A 23,660-nucleotide genomic window follows, 5' to 3' on the forward strand; every position below is an offset into this window, starting at 1 on the left:
CCCTTTCAAAGGCCGCGGAGCCGGCCTTCGACATGCGTGCGGGTCTTGCCGCCGACCCAGATTTGACCAGCCTCGTCGCGGGTCAAATGAATGCGGCCATGGCGGCCGAGGCGTGTCCCCTGGGCGGCGACATAGTCGTCGTCAACCACACCTGTCGCGAACAGCCACTGCGCCATTGAAGCATTGAGGCTTCCAGTGACCGGGTCTTCGACGACGGTGCCCAGATGGTCGCTGAAGAAGGCGCGAACCTCGAAGGCCGCGTTGCCGCCTGTTGCATGAGGGCCGATAACGCCGACATCGATCCGGCCGGGCCAACCGCGGAGCGGATTGAGGGCGAGCACCGTTTCCGCCGATACCAGCCTGATGCCCAGCCATCCGGGACCGTTGTCGATCCAGGCGGCATCAAGGACATCGCCGGATTCGATCCCCAGCAGTCGCCGGGCCTGGTCCAATTCATCCTGTGTCGGCGCGCCGGAGCGGATCAGCGGCGGGGCGGCGAAGGAAAGCCGCTCGTGATTGCGTCGGATCGGAACCAGCCCGGCTCCGCATTCCTGGACGATTTCCGCTTCGCTCTTCGGCACGCGGCCCGTCGAGAGCCACGCATGACAGCTGCCGAGCGTCGGGTGCCCGGCAAAAGGCATCTCCCTGTCCAGCGTGAAGATCCTGACCCGGTAGTCCGCCTCAGGATGCGTGGGTGGCAAGAGAAAAGCGGTCTCGGACAGGTTGAACCACCGCGTCAGCCGCTGCATGTCATCCGTTGCCGGGGCATCGGCACCGATGACGACCGCCAGCGGATTGCCCGAAAGCGGCCCGGCGCCGAAGACATCGATCATATGGATCGCAAAGGTCATGACATCGCTCTTTCAATTCAGGTCAGTTCGTGATGGCGCCGACAAGCCGGGATATCAACGTTGCCAGGCAAGCAGATTGACTCCCGCAACGGCGAACACCGCGGATAGCGTGCCTTCGATCCAGCGCCGAAGACGGGTATACAGGGCGATCATCCGAGCGGTCGAGAAGAGGACCGCATAACCACCGAACACGATGACGCCGAGGAACGCGCAACCACCGATGATCGCCGGCAAGGTGCCGCCGGGGGCGTGCTCCTGAAGCCCAAGGGACATGATTGCCATCCAGGCCAGAACCGCCTTCGGGTTCCCGATATGCATGAGAATGCCCTGGCGGTAGAGCCGCCGATAGCGAGGTGTCGAGCGTCCTGGTTCCATCTTCGCGAAGCCGGAGCCCAGTTTCAGCGCCGATCTGCCCGTGCGGAACGCCAGGTAGAGCAGATAGACACCCCCAACCATCTTGATGACGAAAAGCGCCTCGGCATAGGCGGCCAGCACGGCGGAAACGCCGGTCGCCGCCAGGATCGCCCAGAAGAGTGAGCCCGTGATGACGCCGGCAGCCAGAACGAGGGCCGGCAGACGGCCGTCGCGCATCGCTGTTCCCATGATCGCCATGTTGCTCGGTCCGGGGCTGGCGGTGGCGATGAGGTAGGTGCCGTAGGCGAGTGCGATCTGACTGGCGATCATTCGAGTTTCTCCAAAGATGCGGGGCGTCTCCAGCGTTACGGCTGGAGGTCTCCGCGATGAACGATATGGACCTTGTTCCCGTCGGGGTCGCGCAGATACGCGCCGAAGTAGCCGTCACCGTAGTGGGGGCGTAACCCGGGTGCGCCGTCGTCCGTCCCGCCGTGCGCGAGACCGTTCGCGTAGGCCGTGTTCACGGCTTCTTGCGAGGGGGCCAGAAAGGCGACCATGCTGCCGTTGCCGATGGTCGCCGGCTCACCGTCGTACGGGATGTAGACATAGAAGCGCGGCAGCGGCGATTGACCGGTTACCCAGCAAAGCGCCGGAGGCCCGCCATCGGACGTGACGACGCGACGCTTCAGTCCGAGCGGAGCGAGCAGCGCGTCATAGAAACGGCCTGCCCGCCCAAGATCACGCGCCCCAACAGTTACATGGCTCAACATTCGACTCTCCACACGCCTGTCATGGCGATCAGGCGCCTCCAGAAATGCATGACCTCATCCAATCACATCGCGCATGTTACGCTTGTTGCTTTCATAAATAGTGTCACGTGACACTAATATTTGGGCGGCGAACATGCTTCTGCAATCCCCTTGGTCACCACGACTTGCCGACATCGACGCGAATACCGCCGAGCGGTTGGTCCTCGCCCTCGCCGACGACATCATCGAGGGGCGGCTGACGGGAGGCGACCGTCTGCCCGCTCATCGCGATCTCGCGTTGAAACTGGGGATTGGCCTTGGCACGGTGACGAAAGCCTATGCCTCGCTTGAACGGCGAGGCCTGACGCGCAGCATCAAGGGCCGAGGAACTTTCGTGGCGATCCGCCAGGCGCATCACGATCGCCAGATCGACCTTTCGTCCAATGTGCCGCCAGCCATGCTCGACGCGCGCTTGCTGGCGCGAACGTTGACGGGGATCGCACGCAAGATCGATGCGGACCATCTCAATCTCTATGCCCCGCCCGCCGGACATATGGAGCACCGACGTGTGCTGGCTCGCTGGCTCGAAACGCTGGGCCTGATGGTGGAACCGACGCATCTGGTGCTAACGAGCGGCGCCCGTCAGGCGCTATCGTTGGCCTTCGATCTTGCCTGTGGCTCGCAGGGGCTGCTTCTGACCGAGCGGATCACCTATCCTGGCGCGATCGCGCTGGCTCGGCGTAGCGGATATCGGATGCAGGGCGTCGAGACCGACGCGCAGGGGATGGCGCCGGGGGCACTGGCGGACGCACTCGACGGCATCGCGTCGACCGGCAGCAAGGCGGTCTATCTCACGCCGACGCTGCACAACCCGACCACCGCAACGATGGGCACGGAACGAAGGCAGGCCATCGTGGATATTTGCCGCCGGGCGGGCGCGTGGATCATCGAGGACGGCGTCTATGCGTCGGCAGAGCCGGCTTCGCCACCGCTTGCGGCGTTGGCGCCCGAGATCACCTTGCATGTGAACGGGCTGTCCAAATCGCTCGGCCCCGGTTTGCAGATCGGCGTGCTCGCGCTGCCGGCCGGACTCAACGACGCAGCGGAAGACGCGCTGCGGGACCTGCCAATGGCGCCGTCGGCGCTCTCTTGCGCAGTGGTTGAGGAGTGGCTGGCCACCGACGTCATCTCCTCGATCCAGCGGGACCTCCACCACGAGGCGCGGCGTCGATCCAATCTGGCCATCTCTCTGCTCGGCGCGAGCGAAGTGGTCTCGCATCCCGGCGCCTACAACGCGTGGCTGCCGATGGAGCGTGACGCTGCCAATCGTGTCGCATCCGTCGCAGCAGCGATGCGTATCAAGGTGACCCCTCCGGAATCCATGATGGTGAACCCGGAGGATCGGGCGAGCGGAATTCGACTTTGCCTCGGCGGCCCGTCGTTCGACGATCTGACAGAAGCACTGACCCTTCTGGCAGGGCTGATGAAGCAGCGCGCGTGACGCCACCGGGCGAGCACCGTACTAGCCGTTTGGTCGCAGGGTTTTGTATCTCTCCCCACTAACGGTAATTGGCGGCTCTTTGGTCCGGCGATTACCAAATCGTGCAAACGATCTGCTTCGATTCCACACGCCACACGCCTCGCTCATTTCAACATTATAGAAATAATGTCAAACAACAGGGGCGTGAAAATTGGATATTTAACGGTTTACGTTATATTATTAACGAAACTACCGACTCAAACCGTCATGTCCGACCTCGTTGCCGACGAATCCCGCCTGATCGCCGAAATCGACCGCCTGAGAGCCGATTTCCCGAAGACCCGCGAGCTCTATCGCGAGGTCTGCGCGTTGATGTTCTTCCGTTTCGGCGTCACGCCCACCGCGAACCGCCTTTACCAGCTCGTGCGCAAGGGCAGCATGAGCACGCCGACGGCGGTGCTCGGCGAGTTCTGGGCCGAGTTGCGGGAAAAGAGCCGGGTGCGCATCGAGCATCCGGATTTGCCGGCCGATCTGCAGGCGGCAGCGGGCGAGCTCGTCGCCGCGTTGTGGCGCCGCTCGAGTGCCGATGCCGCCGCAGCGCTCGATGCACTGCGCGCCGAAGTCGAAGCCGAGCGGGCCGCGGCGAAAGCGGAGGTCGCGGCATTGCAAGCCGACCTGTCCCGCACCGAAACCGCGCTGGAGCACCGCACGAGCGCGTTGCTGGCGGCCCAGGTGCGCATCCAGGAACTCGAGCAGGCGAGGGCGGCCGACGAAGCATCGCGCCGCGCGCTGCAAGCGGAAATCGAGCGGCTGAAGTCCGACAACGCGGACGCCGATCGCGCGCTGGCGCAGGCGCGCGCCGATTTCACGTCGCAACTCGACCGGCTGCGCGACGACGCGGGCCGGGCCGAGGAGCGCTTGCGTGCAGCGGAGAAGCGAGCGCTTCAGGAGATCGACCGCGAACGGCTCGCGGCCGCACGCGTTCAGAAGGAATTCGACGCGGCCACGGCTCGTGCCGAACAGCGCGATACGCAGCACCGCAAGGATCTCGCGGCACTGCAGGCGCAACTGGCCGACACGCAACACCGCTGCGGCATGCTCGAAGGCCAGCTCGACGGGGCCCGCGCGGCCAATGCCGCGTACGTCGGCGAACTCGACGCATTGCGTGCCGAACGCGCGTCACGCGCCCCCGCGCGCCGGGCGCCGGGTCGACCGGCGGGCGGCACCCTGCGTGCGGCGAAACCGGTCGCGAGGAAGCTCGCCCCCAAACCCGCGTGACTTGGGGCGCCACGGTGTGGCGACGACGTGTCCGCGACGCGGTGCGATTCGGGTAAAGTGCCGCTCAACTTGCCGGCTCGACCTTACTAGACGACCGGTCTAATCGTTGCTAAGATACGCCATCATGAATGCATCTTCAGGCGCGGAAGTCCGCCAGCACATCCTGAATATCGCGAAGCCGATCATGCTCCACAAGGGGTTTTCGGCGGTCGGTCTGAACGAGATTCTCGCCGCGGCGGGCATCCCGAAGGGCTCGTTCTACCATTACTTCGGCTCGAAGGAGGCGTTCGGCGAGGCGCTGCTCGAATCGTATTTCGAAGGCTATCTCGAGCACCTCGACAACCTGCTCAAGCACCCGGCCGGCACGGGCGCGCAGCGCCTGATGACGTACTGGGGCAACTGGCTGCGCACGCAGTGCGCGGACGATCCGGAAGGCAAGTGCCTCGCGGTGAAGCTCGGTGCGGAAGTGTCCGATTTGTCGGAGGCGATGCGCGCGGTCCTGCGGCGCGGCACCGGCCAGATCATCGAGCGGCTCGCGGGCGGGATCGAGGCCGGGTTGGCCGACGGTTCGCTGGGCGGCGTCGACGATCCGGCGCATACGGCCGCGATCCTTTACGAGCTGTGGCTGGGCGCGACGCTGCTGGAGAAGATTCACCGCGACCGCAAACCGCTCGAACGCGCGATGCTCGAAACACGGCGGATGCTGAACCTGCCGTCCTTCGAGCCTGACGGAGTGCAGTCGTAATGTGGGCGCGCGCAGGCGCGCCTTGTTTTTTGCGTGAGCGCTAGACGACTGGTCTACTTACGCTGAGGTCACATTGTTTTACCCGCGAGGCCGCGGCCCCGCCGCCGGCTGATTCGCCGGCAACGCCGCAGCCTCGCGCATCACGGTTGTCCAACGTTGATCCGATCGTGCCCGTGCACGTCCCTTCCTGTTGACGGAGGTTCCCATGCCGCAAGGCAAGGCAGCAAACCGCAGAATCATTCTGAATGCGCGCCCGGTCGGCGCGCCCACCCCGAACGACTTTCGTCTCGAAACCGGCGACGTACCGGTGCCCGGTGCCGGCCAGGTGCTGCTGCGCACGATCTGGCTGTCGCTCGACCCGTACATGCGCGGCCGGATGAGCGACGCGCCGTCGTATGCGCCGCCGGTCGAACTCGGCGACGTGATGGTCGGCGGCACGGTCAGCCGTGTCGTGGCGTCGAACCTGCCCGCGTATCGCGAAGGCGACCTGGTCGTCGCGCGCGGTGGCTGGCAGGACTATTCGCTGTCGGACGGCAGCGGTCTCATTCCGCTCGGCCGCGACTTCGCGCATCCGTCGCACGCGCTCGGCGTGCTCGGCATGCCGGGGTTCACCGCGTACACCGGGCTGCTGAAGATCGGCGAGCCGAAGGCCGGCGAAACCGTGGTCGTCGCCGCCGCGAGCGGGGCGGTCGGTGCGGTGGTCGGCCAGATCGCGAAGCTGAAGGGCTGCCGCGTGATCGGCGTCGCGGGCGGCGCCGACAAGGTCGCGTACGTGAAGGGCACGCTTGGCTTCGACGATTGCGTCGACCACCGCGATCCGCAATTCGCCGCCCGGCTGAAGGAAGCCTGTCCGAAGGGCATCGACGTCTATTTCGAGAACGTCGGCGGCGCCGTGTTCGATGCGGTGTGGCCGCTGCTCAACGAGCATGCGCGCGTGCCGGTGTGCGGACTGATCGCCCATTACAACGACACCGCGTTGCCGGCCGGCCCCGATCGCCTGCCGCTGCTGATGGGGACGATCCTGCGCAAGCGCATCCGGATGCAGGGCTTCATCATTTTCGATCATTACGCGACGGGCTACGCGCAGTTCCTGACGGAGATGAGCGAGTGGCTCGCGCAGGGCAAGGTGAAGGCGCTCGAGGATGTCATCCCCGATCTCGCCGATGCGCCGAACGCGCTGATCGGCTTGCTCGCCGGCAAGAATTTCGGCAAGGTCGTCGTGCGCGTGGGTCCGGACGAACTGGCCTGACACCGGCGCAAGACGACACACGACGATTGCACGCTGGCGTCGCGAGACGCCGGCTTGTGGCATGCTCGATTCCGTTTCGAAAGGAGTGACAAAGATGGCGCTTCACGTGATTGCTTCCCTGTTCCTGAAACCCGAACACGCGCAGGCCGCCGAGGCCGAATTGCGCAGCATGGTCGCCAAGACGCGCGTCGAGCCGGGCAACCGGCGCTACGACCTGTTCCGCGAGCAGGACGGTTCGCCGAACCTGCACCTGTACGAGATCTACGACGACCAGGCCGCGTTCGACGCGCACCTCGCCAGCCCGCATTTCACGGAATTTCGCGTGAAGTCGGCCGACTGGTTCGCGGCGCCGCCCGTCATCAAGGTGCTGTCGGGCATCGACGTGGCCGAGTAACGACGCGGTACCCCCGTCACGGCCCGTTCTCGCCCGGGACCGTGCGGCAGCCGTCACGCATGACGCAACGGCGATGACAACGACAACGCGGCGCAGCGCATCGTTCGCGCCGCTTCCCCAATACACCGTCCCCGGAGGCTGAATGGTCACCCTCAACATCAACGGCGAGAACCGCACGGTCGACGCCCCCGACGACATGCCCCTGCTGTGGGTCCTGCGCGACGTCGTCGGCCTGACCGGCACGAAATTCGGCTGCGGGATCGCGCAATGCGGCGCGTGCACCGTGCATCTCGACGGCGTCGCCGCACGCGCATGCGTGCTGCCGGTCGCGGCCGTCGCGGGCCGCAGGATCACGACGATCGAAGCCGTCGGCGCGACGCCGGCCGGGCAGAAGGTCCAGCAGGCATGGCGCGAGCTCGACGTCGTCCAGTGCGGCTACTGCCAGTCCGGGCAGGTGATGGCGGCCACCGCGCTGATCGCATCGAACCCGAACCCGAGCGACGCCGACATCGACGCGGCGATGGCCGGCAACATCTGCCGCTGCGGTACCTACAACCGGATTCGCGCGGCGGTCAAACACGCCGCGAAGGGGGCATGAGATGAAACAGCCACCACGCTCACTTTGTTCGCTGCCCCGCGAGGGGGCGGTCAGCCTCGTTGAGGCGGCTCTGCGGAGGCTGACATGTCGCGAGGACTGATCGAAGCAGGTCGGGCCGGCGCGGGCGTGTCGCGCCGTTCGTTTCTCAAGGCGGGCATGTCGCTCGGCGCGGCGGCGGGCGGCGGCCTGCTGCTCGGCTTCAGCATGCCGGCGGCGGGCGATGATGCACGCCGCTCGGTGATCGGCGGCGATGCGGACGAAAGCGCGCGCGCCGGCGTATTCGCGCCGAACGCGTTCGTGCAGATCGACCGCGCCGGCAAGGTCACGCTGGTGATGCCGAAGGTCGAAATGGGCCAGGGCGTCTACACGGCGCTGCCGATGCTGATCGCCGAGGAACTCGAGGTGCCGCTGTCGAACGTCACGCTCGACCATGCGCCCCCGAACGAGAAGCTGTTCCTCGATCCGCTGCTCGGCGGCCAGCTGACCGGCGGCTCGACGTCGGTGCGCTACGCGTGGGAACCGCTGCGCCGCGCGGGCGCGACCGCACGCACGCTGCTGGTTTCGGCGGCGGCGAAACAATGGAACGTCGATCCGGCCAGCTGCCGGGCGGCGAACGGCGAAGTGCAGCACACGCCGAGCGGCCGGCGCGCATCGTACGGCCAGCTCGCGGACGCCGCGTCGAAGCTGCCGGTGCCGAAGGACGTCGCGCTGAAGCAGCCGGCCGATTTCAAGCTGATCGGCAAGCCGGTGAAGCGGCTCGACTCGCCGGAGAAGGTCGACGGCACCGCGCAGTTCGGGCTCGACGTGCGCGTGCCAGGCATGCTGTATGCGGTGATCGTGAACAGCCCGGTGTTCGGCGGCACGGTCGCGAGCGTCGACGACACGGCCGCGAAGAAGATCCCCGGCGTGCGCCAGGTGGTGCGCGCGGACAACGCGGTCGCGGTGGTCGGCGATCACACGTGGGCCGCGAAGCGCGGCGCGTCGGCGCTCGTCGTGAAGTGGAACGAAGGCGCGGGCGCGAAGGTGTCGACGAAGGACATCGTCGCCGATCTCGCGCAGGCCGCCGCGAACGGGAAGGGCGCGGTCGCGCGCAAGGACGGCGACGTCGGCCGCGCGTTCGCGAACGCGAAGACGCGCATCGATGCCGTCTACGAACAGCCGCTCCTTGCGCACGCAACGATGGAGCCGGTGAACTGCACGGTGCACGTGCGCGGCGACGGCTGCGAGATCTGGGTCGGCACGCAGGTGCCGACGCGGGCGGTCGACACCGTGCAGAAGCTCACGGGTCTCGCGCCCGACCGGATCGTCGTGCACAACCACCTGCTCGGCGGCGGTTTCGGCCGACGGCTCGAAACGGACATGATCGGCCAGGCCGTGAAGATCGCGAAGCAGGTCAACGCGCCGGTGAAGGTCGTGTGGACGCGCGAGGAAGACATCCAGCACGACATGTATCGCCCGTACTACTACGACCGGATCTCGGCCGGCCTCGACGCGAACGGCAAGCCGGTCGCATGGCAGCACCGGATCGTCGGTTCGTCGATCCTCGCGCGCTTCGCACCGCCGGCCTTCAAGGACGGCGTCGATCCCGACGCGGTCGAGGTTGCCAACGACCTGCCGTACGACCTGCCGAACCAGTTGATCGACTACGTGCGCCAGGAACCGCGCCACGTGCCGACCGCGTTCTGGCGCGGCGTCGGGCCGACCCGCAGCACGTTCGTCGTCGAGAGCTTCATCGACGAACTCGCGGCGCAGGCCAAGACCGATCCCGTCCAGTACCGCCGCGCGCTGCTCGACAAGACGCCGCGTGCGCGCAACGTGCTCGATGTCGCGACGAAGGCGGCCGGCTGGGGCACGCCGCTGCCGAAGGGGCAAGGGCGCGGCGTATCGGTGATGCACGCGTTCGGCAGCTTCTTCTCGATCGTCATCGACGTCGCGGTGGAAGGCGGCGAAGTGCAGGTCAAGCGTGCCGTGTGCGCGGTCGACTGCGGGATGGCCGTGAATCCGAGCACGATCGAGGCGCAGGTGCAGGGCGGCATCATCTTCGGGATCACGGGCGCGCTGTATGGCGAGATCACGATCGAGGACGGCCGCGTCGTGCAGAGCAACTTCACCGACTACCGGGTGATGCGCATCAACGAGACGCCGCCGATCGAGGTTCATCTCGTCAAAAGCGCCGAGGCGCCGGGCGGAATCGGCGAGCCGGGCACCGCGGCGACCGCGGCTGCCGTGTCGAACGCGATCTTCGCGGCGACCGGCACGCGGCTGCGCAAGCTGCCGGTCGGCAACCAGCTGAAGACGGCTTGAGGGGAGGACACGAACCATGCGAAACCTCACCTCGAATCGTCCGAACCGCCTGAATCGCGCCGCTCGCACGTTCGGCACGTCGTTGATCGCGCTGTCCGCACTGATGGCCGGCACGACGGCGCATGCCGCGCAAGCGGCCGCCGCCGACAGCGCGCTGGTCGCACGCGGCGCGTATCTTGCGAAGGCCGGCGATTGCGTCGCGTGCCACACCGCGCCGCGCGGCACGCCGTTCGCCGGCGGCCTGAAGATGGTCACGCCGATGGGCGCGATCTACACGACCAACATCACGCCCGACCCGGACACGGGCATCGGCGGCTATACGGAAGCCGATTTTGCGAACGCGTTGCGCAAGGGCGTCGCGAAGGACGGCCACAACCTGTATCCGGCGATGCCGTATCCGTCGTACGCGAAGCTGAAGGACGACGACGTGAAGGCGCTGTACGCGTACCTCATGCACGGCGTCGAGCCGGTGAAGCAGGCGAACCGGGCGTCCGACATCCCGTGGCCGCTCAACATGCGCTGGCCGCTCGCGTTGTGGAACATGGTGTTCCTCGATACGACGCCTTATGCCGACAAGCCGGCCAAGGACGCGATGTGGAACCGCGGCGCGTATCTCGTGCAGGGGCTCGGGCACTGCGGATCGTGCCATACGCCGCGCGGTGTAGGCTTCCAGGAGAAGGCGCTGGACGAGGGCGGTTCGGCGTTCCTGTCGGGCGCGCCGATCGACAACTGGTTCGCGTCGAACCTGACCGGCGAGCACAATACCGGGCTGGGCCGCTGGAGCGATGCGGATATCGCGCAATTCCTGAAGACCGGCGCGAACCGGCATGCGACCGCGTTCGGCTCGATGGTCAGCGTGATCAACCACAGCACGCAGGAACTGACCGACGACGATCTGGCGGCGATGTCCCGCTACCTGAAATCGCTGCCGGCAGCGGGTGGCACGGGCGCGCCGCCTTACCGTTACGAGCCGAAGGCGACGCAGGTCGTGCTGGGCCGGCCGGCGAACGATCCGGGCGCAAAGGTGTATAACGCTTACTGCCTGCATTGTCATGGCGCGGACGGCCGCGGCTACGCGCCGCTGCTCGCGCCGCTCGCCGGCAACCCGAACGTGCTCGAGGCCGATGCCGCGTCGCTGATCAACGTGACGTTGAACGGCAGCGAGTCGCTCGTGATCGGTGGCGTGCCGTCCGCGTACCCGATGCCGGCGTTCGCGAACCAGCTGAACGACCAGCAGATCGCCGACGTGCTGACGTTCATGCGCGCCGGCTGGAACAACGGCGCGCCGGCCGTGCAAGCGGCGGAGGTCGCGAAACTCCGCAAGGCGACGGCGGCCGCGCGCTGAGCGCCGAGCGCCGAGCGCGGCCGACCGTGGCGGACGACGACGGGCATGCGTGCCGCACGCCGGTCGTCGCACATTGCCGGGTGCAGGGCGCCCGGTGGCGCAGCTCTTTCTGTCAACCGGCGTGCGGCCGTTCGCGGCCGCGCGCGTTTTATCGACGTAAAACTGGGGTGTCTGGATGGCTAACGTGACTTATACGGATACGCAACTGCTGATCGACGGCGAGTGGGTCGACGCCGCGAGCGGCAAGACGATCGACGTCGTGAACCCGGCGACGGGCAAGGCGATCGGCAAGGTGGCCCACGCGGGCATCGCCGATCTCGATCGCGCGCTGGCCGCGGCGCAGCGCGGTTTCGAAGCATGGCGCAAGGTGCCCGCGCACGAGCGCGCGGCGACGATGCGCAAGGCGGCCGCGCTGGTGCGCGAGCGCGCCGACACGATCGCGCAGCTGATGACGCAGGAGCAGGGCAAGCCGCTGACGGAAGCGCGTGTGGAAGTGCTGTCGGCCGCCGACATCATCGAATGGTTCGCGGACGAAGGCCGCCGCGTCTATGGCCGGATCGTGCCGCCGCGCAATCTCGGCGCGCAGCAGACCGTCGTGAAGGAGCCGGTCGGACCGGTCGCGGCGTTCACGCCGTGGAATTTCCCGGTCAACCAGGTCGTGCGCAAGCTGAGCGCCGCGCTGGCGACCGGCTGTTCGTTCCTCGTGAAGGCGCCGGAAGAAACCCCGGCATCGCCGGCCGCGCTGCTGCGCGCGTTCGTCGACGCGGGCGTGCCGGCCGGTGTGATCGGTCTCGTGTACGGCGATCCGGCGGAAATCTCGTCGTACCTGATTCCGCATCCGGTGATCCGCAAGGTGACGTTCACGGGCTCGACGCCGGTCGGCAAGCAACTCGCGGCGCTCGCGGGCCAGCACATGAAGCGCGCGACGATGGAGCTGGGCGGCCACGCGCCGGTGATCGTCGCCGAGGACGCGGACGTCGCGCTGGCGGTGAAGGCCGCCGGTGGCGCGAAGTTCCGCAACGCGGGCCAGGTGTGCATCTCGCCGACGCGTTTCCTCGTGCACAACAGCATCCGCGACGAATTCACGCGTGCGCTGGTCGCGCATGCGCAGGGGCTGAAGGTCGGCAACGGCCTCGAGGAAGGCACGACGCTCGGCGCGCTGGCGAACCCGCGCCGGCTGACCGCGATGGCGTCGGTCGTCGAGAACGCGCGCAAGGTCGGCGCGAGCATCGAGACGGGCGGCGAACGGATCGGCTCGGAAGGCAACTTCTTCGCGCCGACCGTGATCGCGAACGTGCCGCTCGAAGCGGACGTGTTCAACAACGAGCCGTTCGGCCCGGTCGCGGCGATCCGCGGTTTCGACAAGCTCGAGGATGCGATCGCCGAAGCCAATCGCCTGCCGTTCGGGCTGGCCGGCTATGCGTTCACGCGTTCGTTCGCGAACGTGCACCTGCTGACGCAGCGCCTCGAAGTCGGGATGCTGTGGATCAACCAGCCGGCGACGCCGTGGCCGGAAATGCCGTTCGGCGGCGTGAAGGATTCGGGCTACGGGTCGGAAGGCGGGCCGGAAGCGCTGGAGCCGTATCTCGTCACGAAGTCGGTGACGGTGATGGCGGTCTGATGACCAGGTGGTCGCGTGCGTGCCGCCGTTTACGCGGTGCGCACGCGGCATGGCGTTGCCGAGAGCCGGGTGTTCTGCCCGGCCTTGTTTTTTCTGATTCGTTCACCGTCGGTCACCGCAGTGTCCAGTCTCGCCCGGATCACGAGCACTCCATCGCCACGGCGTTTGTCGATTGACTGAGCCTGATCTCGCCCAGGTAGGCGCTGTCGCCCAATCTGCACTCGCGCCAGGCATTGCCGCGGGCATGCCGGATTTGGACTCTGTAGAGGCCGCTGCCCCTGGCCAGGCCGTCGAACCGGAAATCGCCGAAGCCGTCCGAGACGGTTTCGGCCACCTGCCGATTACCTGCATATAAGACGACGACCGCATCCGTGACACACTCGACCACGTCTCCTGCCTGAGCACTGACACTTCCGCCGACGAAGCACGTTTCCCACCGTTCGAGGCCGCTATACCACACGCGGGGCTTCGTGCTCAGGTTGGGTCGCAATACCTTGAGTCCCTCGCGCCTGGCCTTCTCGGCCATCGCCGTGTCATCGAGCTTGACCGTCTCGAAGACATCGGTGGGGCACGACTGCTGACAACGCGGGCGGGACCAGCCCTGGTCGAGCAAATGCGCATCGAAGATCCAGATCTGGGGCAGTTGCAGTTCTTCGTTCCAGACGATCGCCTTGTAAGGGCACGCCTTGACGATGTCCTTTCGGCCTCGCGCCTTGTCCGGATCGATGATGACGATGCCGTCGGCGCGCTTGCGAATGGCGCTGCCGCCCGCACGCATGCAGGGCGCGTCGTCGCAGTGGTTGCACATGACCGGCAGATAAGTGGTCTCGATCATGTGCGAAGCACCCTGTACACGACGCAGGATGCGGATGGGGCTCTCGGCACTGGCCGAAGCGGGTGCCGCGTAGCCGGGGAAGTCATTGCCGACGTGCTCGTCCCGCGCGGCGATCACGCAGTTCTGGCAGTTCTCGCAACGGCCGACGTTGATGATCAGGTTCCACTTGCTCATTTGACATTCCTCACGCTGCGCGACCGAGCATGAATGCCTCGGCACCGCGCCATTTCTCGACCTGCACCAGGCAGGAATTCGGGCTCATGCTGCTGGTGCCGGCGGTCTGAGGCCGGTCGGGGGTCAGCATGTTCATGCAGCCGCCGATCTCGACCTGCTCGCCATCGATTTCGATCAGCTGAAACTCAGCGCTCGCCTCGTAGGATTTCACCACTCCAGCGTTCACCAGGGGCGAGACATCGGCCGCACAGATCACGGCGCCGCGGTCGTTGTGTACTTTGACGAGATCGCGATGGGCGATGCATCGAACAGCGGCGTCTGCCGGGTTGAGCCTCAGCAGCCAGAACCGGTGCCCCGCGATCAGCGCGCGATGATCGTCGATGCCGTTCACGGCGGAATTCTTTCCGTCACCGTGGGTATGAAAGCTGTAGCGGCTGTGGGTGGCGACCAGTTGCAGCGGGTAGCGCCGGGCCAGGTCCGAGCGCAACCCCTCCCAGGAGGGGATATATCGGTTGAGCGGGGGGCGCTCCGGATTGTCCGCGGTGTGCCGCTTCAGCAACTCGGGCACGAACTCCAGCTTGCCGCTCGGCGTCTGCAGGCCCTTGCCGAACCGTTCCGAGAACTGTGACGGCAGCGGATGAGGTTCCGGCAGGTCCTTCTTCCTGTCTTCCGCAAACCAGCGCATATCCACGGGATGGCGCAGTTCGGGCTTTTCGGGCGGCACGACGAAATAGCCTTTGCGGCAAAATTCGCGCCACGAAATGTGATCGGGCAGATCCGACGAGTCGAAGACGCGCTTGACCCAGTCGAGATCCCCGCAGCCTTCGGTGAAAATGCCACCCAGGCCCAACCGGGTCAGGATGGCAGTGAAAATGTCGTAGTCGGAGCGGGACTCGCCCAAGGGTTCGATGCACTTGTGCTGCAGCGTCAGCATGCGATGGTTGACCGTGCCATACCCGTGGTGGGCGTAGCCGCCCGAATTCGCCCATTCTCCGATGTCCCAGCGCTCCAGCGAAGTGCACGCGGGCAGGATGATGTCGGCGAACTGGGCTTCGCCTTCCATCCAGATCGACTGATTGACGACGAATTCGATGCTCGAGTGCCGGTAGGCCTGCGTCCAGCGTCCGGAATTCGTCACGGTACTGAACGCGGATCCGCCGTAGCGATAGATCATGTGGATCGGCGAATAGCCGGGCATCGGGTAGGTGAATGGCGCAAACTGGGCTTCCTGGGACATGCCGTCCCAGAGATAACCGGTGGCGTGACCGTTGAGGATCGCATCGGGCATCTGCTGTCGCGGCACCATTTGCTTGACGGGATTCATGGTCAGGATATGCGGCATGCGCTGGTAGTTGTCCACCGCATTGGCGGTCCACGCCAGGTCGCCTGAAATGCCGCCGTCCGCGTAGCCGGGGAAGTAGAACTGGAGATCGTGCGGGACGCCGATTTCGAGGCAACCGAAATTCACCCCCGGCTTGCCCCAGCCCTGCATGGACATCATCATGATCATGCAGCGCGCCCATTGCGCGCCGGTCGCCCCGCGGCCTGCGCCGCCGAATCCCGCGCCGGTCATCCCGACGGCGAGATGCACCTTCTTCTTCCCCCACAGGCGCGCAAGCGCACGGGCGTCCTTGGCCGGCACGCCGGTCTCGCTCTCCTGCCACTCGGGCGTCTTGGGGGTACCGTCGGTTTCGCCCAGCAGGTAGGCTTTCCAATCGTCGAAACCGGTCGTGCGCGTCGCGACGTAATCCTTGTCGTACAGGCCCTCCACGGTCCAGACGTACATGATGGCGGTTGCCAGGGCAGCATCGGTTTGCGGCCGGATCGGGATCCAGCGCCCGCCCAGCAGCTGTGCGGTGGGATTGCAGTGCGGGTCGATGTGAACGAACTCGATGCCGAGTTCCTTGGCCCACAGGCGGCGCGGGGTTCCCTCGAATCCTGCGTAGGCTCCGTTGGTACTTTCGGGGTCGCAGGACCAGAACACGATCATTTCGGCTTCCTTGAGACCGTCCTCGAGGCCCCCGTAGCCGGAGGGCACGCCGACGCGCATCGAGTTGCCGAAATGATGCATGGCGCCCCAGTACCAGCCTTCCCAGCTGTCCGGATTCGCGGCGACCCGGGTGAAGCCGATCAGGTTGGCGAAGCGCGTCAGCGCGCTGAGGTAGTAGCCGACGTTGCCCCACTGGTGGTGGGACGACATCGGGAAAGTGATGGAACCGGGGCCGTGAACACGCTTCTGCCGGTTGATCTCCCTGGCGACGATGTCCAGGGCCTCGTCCCAGCTGATACGCACATAGCCGGACTTGCCCCGGTTCTGCGGATTGCGCTCGCCGTCCGGGTCGAAGTCGACCCGTTTCATCGGGTGAAGGATGCGCTTGTCGGAGTAGACCAGCGACTTGAGGGTCAACGCGTGGGGCGCGACCAGTCCGCGCCGTGGCGGGCTGAAGCGGCGTCCACGTGCCTCGATCACCCAGCTTGACGCATCCGTATCGTCCAGCTCGATGGGCGTCACGCGGACGATGCGGCCATCCTTGACGTAGACGAACAGGGGGCCGCCATTGGTACAGGTGGTGTAGCGTCGGGTGCCGTCGCGCATGGGCGTGCCCATCGTCAGGCCGACCGTGCGCATCATGCTCAGGGTTTGCATGAGCCAAACCAGCAGTTCGTCCTCGCCCTCGGTGACCACCTTGAAGTTCTTGGCGGCGTGGACGATCTCGCCCTGGTCCGGGTTCGGGGAAAGGAACTTCAGGGCGGTGGCGACGTCCTTGAAGGCCATGCGCGCATCGGGCCGCGCATGCTTGCCGGCGCGCGACCGAATGCGGCCATTCCTGAACTCGATGGCGCGACCGATGCTTTGATCCATGAGCCCGATCCACGCGACGAGATTGCGCTCCTTGAGGCGATCGCGGTAGGCGGGGAAGCGGCGCGCCGTCAGGTCCAGAACCTTGGGCAATGCAAAAAGAATGGTCTTGAGAGCCTGTCGTTTCATCGTTCGATCCAAAGTGTTGCTTCCATGCGGGGGGCTGGCATCGGGACGCACCCGCTAGAACGTGTAAGCGACGTTCAGGAAGACGTTGACGGGATTGAGTCGGAGCGTCGATGTGGAAACGATCTGCGTGCCGGTCGCGGTCTGTCCGTATAACGTGAGGTGGGTCTTCACCGGCATGTAGCCGACGGAAGCACCGACCGACCAATGTTTGGTCATCGCGTAACTCGCGCCGAGCTCGAACACCGGGTTCCACGATGAACTGAGTGTCGCGCGCGCCGAGCCGCCCGGCCCGAAGCTGTCGGTGACGAACTGGCGATTGGTCGCCCGAACCTGGGTGAACCACGTGTAGTTGACGCCAAGTCCTACGTACGGACGGAATTTCGATTCAGCTGAAAACAGGTGATATCGAAGTTCGACGGCGGGCGGCATCGGCCTTGTCGTGCCGAGGGTTCCGTACTTCTGCAACGTCCCGTCACCGACAAGATTGACTGTCAGTGGCAGTCCGAACAGCATGGCGACACCAATGTTGTCGGTGACGTAGTACTCGGTGGTGATGCCCATCGTATCCGTCGAGCTGGCATGCGCCCCGGTACCACCCATTTGCTGATTCACCGTTACGCCGCCGACACTTTGCACGGTCAGGGGCGTCGCGTCGCCCTGGGGCGCGACGTGCAGCCATCCAACCGACGTAGTGATGCTTCCGGCCGTCTGCGCATCTGCGTTGTCGGCAAGTGCAGCCGTGCAGATGCAAACCATCGCACCTGCGAAACTCGTCGTTCGCCTCAATTTCATTTTGCGTCTCCTCTGTCTCGATCCGATTAAAGAACTACAGTTGCTTTGGATACCTTATTGATAGTGACAAGCCGCTCTCGGAATTTGTGTTGTCGCGGCTAGTCACGCGCCTCCGTCACCGCAGATCTGTTGCTGCCGGACCGGACGACCGAATGGGTTCCGCTGCGAACGAGATCGAAAACGCAAACGGAAAACGCCCCAGCACGAAGCGCGCGGCAGTCTCGAGCCCGGGATTGCTCAGCTCGACCGAGACCGACATTCCGCCGGAATCACTGGTCGAGACGTCGACTGATGCGCCGGGCGCTCCGCCCTGGTCCAATGCCGCGCGGAGTGCGTCACTCGTCTCGCGGCGCTTGAGTTCGGGTTTGAATATCTTGCCGACGCCGGTGAGCGGGATCGCCTCGACGATTCGGACGTGCTTCGGCAGGGCGGCGCGTTCCGCGATCTCCTGCTGCATGAACACTTCCAGATCGTGTTCGCTAGCCGTCATGCCCGGCTTGAGCTGAACATACGCGACCGGCAGCTCGCCGGCATAGGCATCGGGGCGCCCGATCGCCGCTGCGATCTGGACTGCCGGGTGTCGATGCAGCGGTTCCTCGATCGTCGCCGGGTCGATATTGTGTCCGCCGCGGATGATCAACTCCTTCTTGCGGCCGGTCAGCCAGAAGTAACCGTCGATGTCGCAGCGGCCGAGGTCGCCCGTGTTGAGCCAGCGCTTGCCGTCGCCGAGATCGAGCCACAGGGCCTCGTTCTGGTCGGGACGCGTGTAGCCGGTGAACACGTTCGGCCCGGAGATGACGAGCAACCCCTCTTCGTTGGCTGCGCAGTCGCGCAGATACCGTCCCGCATCGTCCACGACGACCGCCTTCATCGCCTGGAAGGGGATGCGAAGCCCGATTGATCCCAGCCGACGCTCGCCGTTCGGCGGGTTGACGCTGCTCACGCACGTTCCTTCGGTCAGGCCGTAACCTTCGAGAATCCGGATGCCCGTTTTTTCCTGGAAGGACCTGAAGACGCCGACCGGCATCGGCGCGGCACCGCACAGGCCGTATTCGAGCGAGTCGATGACATGATCCTCGGAGGGAATGTCGAGCAGCGAAGCATAAAGCGTCGGGACGCCACTGAAGAAATTGATGTGATGATGTTCGACGATTTCCCAGAAGCGTTTGACGACGCCGTCGCCCCGGTAACCCTGCGGTGTGCCGAGCACGACATGGGCACCGCGCGAGAATGGCAGGAGGCCGGTCACCATCGCGGCGTTGACGTGAAAGAGCGGCAAGCCGCAAAAAGTCGTTTTGCCGGGGCCGATGCTGTCGCCGAAGAACCGGCCGGCGCTCCAGGCATTCGCCACTTCGTTGCCGTGACTGCGCATCGCGATTTTCGGCAACCCGGTGGTTCCACCGGTACAGAAGTAAGAGGACATGTCGCCGGGTCGAATGCGGCGCGCACTGTCGAGCGCCGTACCGGATTCCTGCGCGATTGCCGTACCGAAGTCGTGGATCTGGATGTGCGCAGGCACGGCGCTGCGCAAACCGCCAGCGCCGTACAACTGCGCACACGCGTCGTGCTGGAGCGTGCGTGCCGCCGACTGCGCCATGCCCCGCACGCGATCGGCCAGGTTGACCAGCACGAGATGCCGCAGCGGCTCGACCTCATGAAGGATGTCCGCGACCTTTTGCCAGAGATCGGTCCCGGGAAATGGCGCGAGCGTCACGAGCACGCTGGCGCCGGCGGCTTTGAGCAGCTGACCGATCGCTTCGCCTTCAAGCAGCGGATTGATCGCGCATACGATGCCGGTTGCCTGTCCGCCCCAGATCACGAAATGCGTTTCGGGCAGATTGGGCAGCACATAAGCGATCACCGACTGCGAATTCACACCGAGGCGCGCGAACATGTTGGCCGTGCGCGTGATGTCACGGACCAGCTCGCGATAGGTCCAGCACTCGGCGTCGCGGTGCGCGTCGGCGGTCATGAAAAAGGAGAGGGCGGGGGCGGACGGATCGATGGCCGCACCGGCGCAGATCATCTCGTACGTGCTGGCCGGAAGGTCCGGCGGAAGGCCCGGCGCTTCGATCGCCAGCACGTCGTCTTGGGTCGCGATGCCGTTCATGCTGCTTCGTCCACGATCTCGTTACGTTGCACGCCCAGGTCGATCGTTCCGTCGCGGCTCGCGATCCGGGCTTCGACGATGTCTCCGGCCTTCAGATACTGCGCGCGCCCCGCCTGCACCTTCATGAACATCTTCCATTTGACGGATTCGGGGAAAAGCGCGACGGCCCGCTGCTTGAGCGGCGACGGGATGCTGAGTGCGCAGCCGGCCGGCGTGCCGGTCGCGAGCAGGTCGCCGGCGTGAAGGTCGTGCACGCCCGACAACTCGGTCAACGTTTCCGCCGGACCGTAGACGAGGTTGGATGTCGAGTCCTGCTGGCGCACCGCGCCGTTGACGGTCAACGTGAGGTCGAGCGTCTTCAGCTTCGGGAAGTCATGCCGCTCGAGCAGGCACAGATAGGGGCCGACCGGGCCGAACGTCCGGAAGCTCTTGCCCTTGTAGAACTGCATCTGCGGGATCTGGACATCGCGCGCGGAATAGTCGTTGACGATCACGGTGCCGGCGACATAGTCGTGCAGGTTCGCGTCCGTGATCTGCTGATGAGACGTGATGTCGCGTTTGAGGATGAGGCCGAGCTCGATTTCGTAGTCGAGAAACCGGACGTGCCGGGGTTTCACGACTCGTGAGTCGGCGGCGACGATGCAACTCGTCGCCTTCGTGAAGATCATGTTGAATTTTTTCGCGTCCGGATCCATGCCGGATTCGATCATGTGCCGACGGTAATTCGCCCCCTGGCAAACGAACTGCTGGTTGGCGGTCACCGGTGGCAGCCACTCCACGTCCGACTCCGGAATCGTCGGTCCGTCGAGCGAGACGAGTCGTTCAACCGGATTCGCCGCGAGAAAGCTCGCGGTTGTCTCGAAGTCGCCGGGAATCGGCGTGACGGCGCCGTTGGCGACCACGCCCCATTGGGCGCGGCCATGATGCCGGAAGTGCAGGACATGCAGTGACATGAATGATCTCTCGTGAGTCGAATGGGCGGTTGGGGATCAGGCGAACAGCTTCGCCAGGGTCAGCAGCTTGCTGACCGTCAGATCGGGACTGCGGCGCAGGTTGCGGAACAGCGCCGCAAGGCTCGACGGCGTGAGCCGGGGCTTCGTGAAGCTGCGCGGCATCGTCGGGCCCCACTGCGCCATCGCTTCGCGGCTGACCGCGTGCACGCCCGTCGGCTCGTCGGCCGTGAACAGGTCGCCGTCGCAATAGTGTTCGTGCTTGTCGCCCCACGGGTCCTGCCAATAGTCGAAGATCTGGCTGCCGAGAATGTGCCGGCCGATGCCCCACGCGTGTGCCCACCCGTTGTCGTGCAGCATGCGCTGGCCCATGCCGACGGCATCGGCGTCGACCAGTTCGTACGCGCTGTGGCTATAAGTCGGCACGAACCCCTGGGCGAGCGCGAGCGTATGGTGGTCGGCCGGCCGGTCGCCGAGATCGAGCCGCATGAAGGCAACCGCGGGTGAGCCGTCCGGCAGCACCTGGACATCGCTGGGGATGAACCCGAAATGCCGCGTGTACCACGCGCAGGTTTCCTGGTAGTCGGCGAGCTCGAGCACGACGTGTCCGAGCCGAATGACCTCGGGCGCGCTCGCCGGCGGCCGCTGCGTTTCGTTGATCCGCAACGGCGTGTCGACCGAGTTGAATGAAAGCGCGGCACGGTGCGGCAACGTGTCGGCCCGGGTCTGGCCGGCAATCGCGTCGACCCGAAAACCCGACGGATCGGCGAGCCGCACCCGGAGGCCGCCGCCTGGCCAATCCGATGCCTCGATCTCCGACGCGCCAGGGATTTTGGCGAGCGCCTCGAGATCGGCACGACTGTCGACCTGCAATCCGAAGCCTACGAAGCGGGCCTTCGGCGCGTGGCGAACGACATAACAGAAGTGTGCGCTGCCGGTTCCGCGCAGCAGCAATTGCGTGTCATCCCGCAGCACCGTTCGGAGACCGAAATCGTTGAGAAAGTGCTCTGCTTCGTCGAGATCGGGGCGATCGAAGATCAGATAGGCGAGCGCCGATGCCTTCGTTGTGGGGTGCGGGTGGCGAGCCGGTTGTGTGGTGGTCAGTTTCATGGCGGATGACAATCAGGCAGGTCGAATGACAATCGCGAAGGCGGGCGCCGTCGCATCGAGGGGCTTGCCGCGCAACGGCGGGCATGCAATCTCACCGTCGCAGGACATCACTGGCCGGACCATGAATGTCGTGAGGTCGCTCGTCGATTTCGCATGGGAGCGGCGCGCCTCGCCGCCGGCGCCGTGACTGGCCGAAAAATGGCCCGATGCGGCGCCGACCGGCGTGAATCCTGCGATCAATACGCCGAGCATCGATGGCAGCCCGCACTTCGGCGACGCGTGCAAGCTGTTGTGAATGGACGCGCTGGCGCCCGTGTGCATGTGTGTCTCCACCGTATCTCCATTCGTCGTTCGATCGGTTCTCGAGGCCGTGTTCTGCCGCCCTTGATGACATTAAAATCATAGATGATGACTTTGTCAATGTAGACATTTGAATCTATACTTGGGCACGAACAAGGATCGAAAACGTCATGACGAATACACCGAGCCGCCGGACACCAAAGCGCTCCGCTGCGGAAGCATCCAGTCCCGCGGTCGCCGAAGAGCGCGAGCCGCGTGGCGCGCGCCGCAAGCGGGAGACCCGTGCCCGCCTGCTGGATGCCGCCCTCAGACTGATGGCCGAGAAGGGCATGGAAGGCGTTGCCATCAACGAAATCACCGAGGCCGCCGACGTCGGCTTCGGCTCGTTCTACAACCACTTCGAATCGAAGGAGGCGATCTACGCGACCCTCGTGGAATCGGTATTCGAGGAGTTCGCGGATTCGCTCGATCGCCTGGCCAGCGGCTTGTCCGACCCGGCGGAGATCATTTCCGTCTCGGTGCGACATACGCTGATGCGCGCGCGGCGCGAGCCGGTGTGGGGACACTTCCTGATACGCGAGGGCTTTTCGGCGCGCGTCCTGACGCTTGGCCTGGGTCAACGCCTGCTGCGGGACATGGAGCGCGGTATCGCCGAGAAGCGCTTCGTGGTCGCCGACCCATTCGTCGGCTTCCTTTCGGTTGGCGGTACGGTGCTGACCGCGATTGCCGCCGAACTCAACTTCGTCGCTCCGGGCGCACCGGCTGCCGGTGTCCTGAAGGAACTCGGATTCAACGGAGAGCATTTTCCGGAACGCACGGCGGCGACGCTGCTGCATACGCTGGGGCTCAAGCGTGCGGAAGCCGAGAAGATCGCGAGCCGGCCGCTGCCCGTTGTGGATGCGGCCGAGACGGCGCAGTGACGTAATGGGGTGACGCAGGCGGCGGCCAAGCCACCCCGAGCGCTCGTGCGGTACCCGTCAGCTGACGGGGGCGATGCGACGCCTGCGCTGTTCAGCCGGCGCTTGTCGAAGTGGAATAGCGCGCGGCGATGTCGTGGGCGTCATTTCGGACGCAACCCACGCGGGCGTCGCATGAAAGACCGGCTTCGCGACTATCCCGCGAATACCGACGACTACCTCACACGCAGTTTCTTGCAGTGCCGGACGGTGACTACCGACGAGCGTATCGCTGTCTTTGGAGCGTTTTCCCGGATCTCGCCGTGGCAAGTCGGCGTTTGCCGGTCGTGCGCCTGGCGCGCGCTCCATCTCGCATCAATCAGGACCTGCGAACCTGGCGACGATTGGCATCGCCGAATCGAGATGGCAACACGCTATACAGGCAAGGTCCTCGTCGTGCCGGACACCATGCACGTCGATCGCGCTCGGCCGGCGCGTTACCTGGATTGACGGCATACCGCGAAACTCGTCGCCGA

At 65.5% G+C, this 23,660-nt stretch carries 21 protein-coding genes; 11 read left to right on the plus strand and 10 right to left on the minus strand.

The genetic code is table 11. From position 1 onward, the window contains the following. Nucleotides 1-5: 5 nt before the first annotated feature. Genes DIE04_RS01505 through DIE04_RS01515 form a run of 3 tightly spaced genes read right to left on the minus strand, consistent with a single transcriptional unit; the run spans nt 6 to nt 1,975 of the window. Nucleotides 6-851 carry a PhzF family phenazine biosynthesis protein gene (locus DIE04_RS01505; RefSeq protein WP_124519465.1) on the minus strand — a complete coding sequence of 282 codons (846 nt, stop codon included), beginning with the start codon at nt 849-851 and terminating at the stop codon, nt 6-8. A 54-nt stretch (nt 852-905) separates the two neighbouring features. Further along, nucleotides 906-1,535 (minus strand): LysE family translocator, encoded by a 630-nt coding sequence (locus DIE04_RS01510; protein ID WP_124519464.1) that lies wholly within the window; start codon nt 1,533-1,535, stop codon nt 906-908. Nucleotides 1,536-1,570: 35 nt separating this feature from the next. Next, nucleotides 1,571-1,975, minus strand: coding sequence for a VOC family protein (locus tag DIE04_RS01515; RefSeq protein ID WP_124519463.1), 405 nt, complete (start codon nt 1,973-1,975; stop codon nt 1,571-1,573). Between the two features lie 133 nt (nt 1,976-2,108). Between DIE04_RS01515 and DIE04_RS01520 the strand changes: the two genes are divergently transcribed. The 9 genes from DIE04_RS01520 (at nt 2,109) to DIE04_RS01560 (ending at nt 12,968) form a co-directional block, all read left to right on the plus strand. Then, on the plus strand, nt 2,109-3,455 hold the full coding sequence (locus DIE04_RS01520) for a PLP-dependent aminotransferase family protein (protein WP_124484830.1): 1,347 nt from the start codon (nt 2,109-2,111) through the stop codon (nt 3,453-3,455). A 246-nt stretch (nt 3,456-3,701) separates the two neighbouring features. Continuing rightward, the gene (locus DIE04_RS01525) at nt 3,702-4,712 is read left to right on the plus strand and encodes a DNA-binding protein (RefSeq protein WP_124519697.1); all 1,011 of its coding nucleotides are present in this window, start codon (nt 3,702-3,704) and stop codon (nt 4,710-4,712) included. Between the two features lie 124 nt (nt 4,713-4,836). Continuing rightward, nucleotides 4,837-5,457 carry a TetR/AcrR family transcriptional regulator gene (locus tag DIE04_RS01530; protein ID WP_044843116.1) on the plus strand — a complete coding sequence of 207 codons (621 nt, stop codon included), beginning with the start codon at nt 4,837-4,839 and terminating at the stop codon, nt 5,455-5,457. Nucleotides 5,458-5,662: 205 nt separating this feature from the next. Next, a complete protein-coding gene (locus DIE04_RS01535) occupies nt 5,663-6,706 on the plus strand; it encodes an NADP-dependent oxidoreductase (protein ID WP_124519462.1) in 1,044 nt (347 codons plus the stop codon). Between the two features lie 94 nt (nt 6,707-6,800). Then, entirely contained in the window at nt 6,801-7,100 is a 300-nt protein-coding gene (locus DIE04_RS01540) for a putative quinol monooxygenase (protein WP_044843118.1), read from the plus strand. A gap of 142 nt (nt 7,101-7,242) precedes the next feature. Beyond that, the gene (locus tag DIE04_RS01545) at nt 7,243-7,698 is read left to right on the plus strand and encodes a (2Fe-2S)-binding protein (RefSeq protein ID WP_124484828.1); all 456 of its coding nucleotides are present in this window, start codon (nt 7,243-7,245) and stop codon (nt 7,696-7,698) included. Between the two features lie 84 nt (nt 7,699-7,782). Then, nucleotides 7,783-10,002, plus strand: a complete 2,220-nt coding sequence (locus tag DIE04_RS01550) for a xanthine dehydrogenase family protein molybdopterin-binding subunit (protein ID WP_124519461.1) — start codon at nt 7,783-7,785, stop codon at nt 10,000-10,002. 16 nt (nt 10,003-10,018) lie between these two features. Further along, entirely contained in the window at nt 10,019-11,347 is a 1,329-nt protein-coding gene (locus DIE04_RS01555) for a cytochrome c (RefSeq protein ID WP_185500285.1), read from the plus strand. 175 nt (nt 11,348-11,522) lie between these two features. Then, nucleotides 11,523-12,968: an NAD-dependent succinate-semialdehyde dehydrogenase gene (locus DIE04_RS01560; protein WP_124519460.1), complete on the plus strand. Its 1,446-nt coding sequence runs from the start codon at nt 11,523-11,525 to the stop codon at nt 12,966-12,968. Nucleotides 12,969-13,107: 139 nt separating this feature from the next. On the opposite strand, the gene DIE04_RS01565 is transcribed toward DIE04_RS01560, so the two are convergent. The 7 genes from DIE04_RS01565 to DIE04_RS01595 all read right to left on the minus strand — a co-directional run bounded on the left by DIE04_RS01565 (nt 13,108) and on the right by DIE04_RS01595 (nt 22,249). After that, on the minus strand, nt 13,108-13,977 hold the full coding sequence (locus DIE04_RS01565; protein ID WP_124519556.1) for a 4Fe-4S dicluster domain-containing protein: 870 nt from the start codon (nt 13,975-13,977) through the stop codon (nt 13,108-13,110). Between the two features lie 10 nt (nt 13,978-13,987). Then, complete coding sequence (locus DIE04_RS01570; protein WP_124572899.1) at nt 13,988-16,966, minus strand: molybdopterin-dependent oxidoreductase; 2,979 nt, start codon at nt 16,964-16,966, stop codon at nt 13,988-13,990. A gap of 54 nt (nt 16,967-17,020) precedes the next feature. Next, entirely contained in the window at nt 17,021-17,758 is a 738-nt protein-coding gene (locus DIE04_RS01575) for an OmpW family protein (RefSeq protein WP_124484823.1), read from the minus strand. A gap of 115 nt (nt 17,759-17,873) precedes the next feature. Next, nucleotides 17,874-19,868, minus strand: coding sequence for an acyl-CoA synthetase (locus DIE04_RS01580; protein ID WP_124519456.1), 1,995 nt, complete (start codon nt 19,866-19,868; stop codon nt 17,874-17,876). Beyond that, entirely contained in the window at nt 19,865-20,821 is a 957-nt protein-coding gene (locus tag DIE04_RS01585) for a fumarylacetoacetate hydrolase family protein (RefSeq protein WP_124484821.1), read from the minus strand. Before DIE04_RS01585 ends, DIE04_RS01580 begins: the two co-directional genes overlap by 4 nt. Nucleotides 20,822-20,857: 36 nt before the next feature. Next, nucleotides 20,858-21,928: a 2,4,5-trihydroxytoluene oxygenase gene (locus tag DIE04_RS01590; RefSeq protein WP_124519455.1), complete on the minus strand. Its 1,071-nt coding sequence runs from the start codon at nt 21,926-21,928 to the stop codon at nt 20,858-20,860. 12 nt (nt 21,929-21,940) lie between these two features. Next, the gene (locus tag DIE04_RS01595) at nt 21,941-22,249 is read right to left on the minus strand and encodes a hypothetical protein (RefSeq protein ID WP_124519552.1); all 309 of its coding nucleotides are present in this window, start codon (nt 22,247-22,249) and stop codon (nt 21,941-21,943) included. 149 nt (nt 22,250-22,398) lie between these two features. On the opposite strand from DIE04_RS01595, the gene DIE04_RS01600 reads away from it, so the two are divergent. Further along, nucleotides 22,399-23,148 carry a TetR/AcrR family transcriptional regulator gene (locus DIE04_RS01600; RefSeq protein WP_124519550.1) on the plus strand — a complete coding sequence of 250 codons (750 nt, stop codon included), beginning with the start codon at nt 22,399-22,401 and terminating at the stop codon, nt 23,146-23,148. Nucleotides 23,149-23,319: 171 nt separating this feature from the next. After that, complete coding sequence (locus DIE04_RS29990) at nt 23,320-23,634, plus strand: hypothetical protein (RefSeq protein ID WP_260426893.1); 315 nt, start codon at nt 23,320-23,322, stop codon at nt 23,632-23,634. Nucleotides 23,635-23,660 lie beyond the last annotated feature (26 nt).

This window comes from Burkholderia sp. Bp8994 (assembly GCF_003853805.1).
In the GTDB taxonomy this organism is placed as follows: domain Bacteria; phylum Pseudomonadota; class Gammaproteobacteria; order Burkholderiales; family Burkholderiaceae; genus Burkholderia.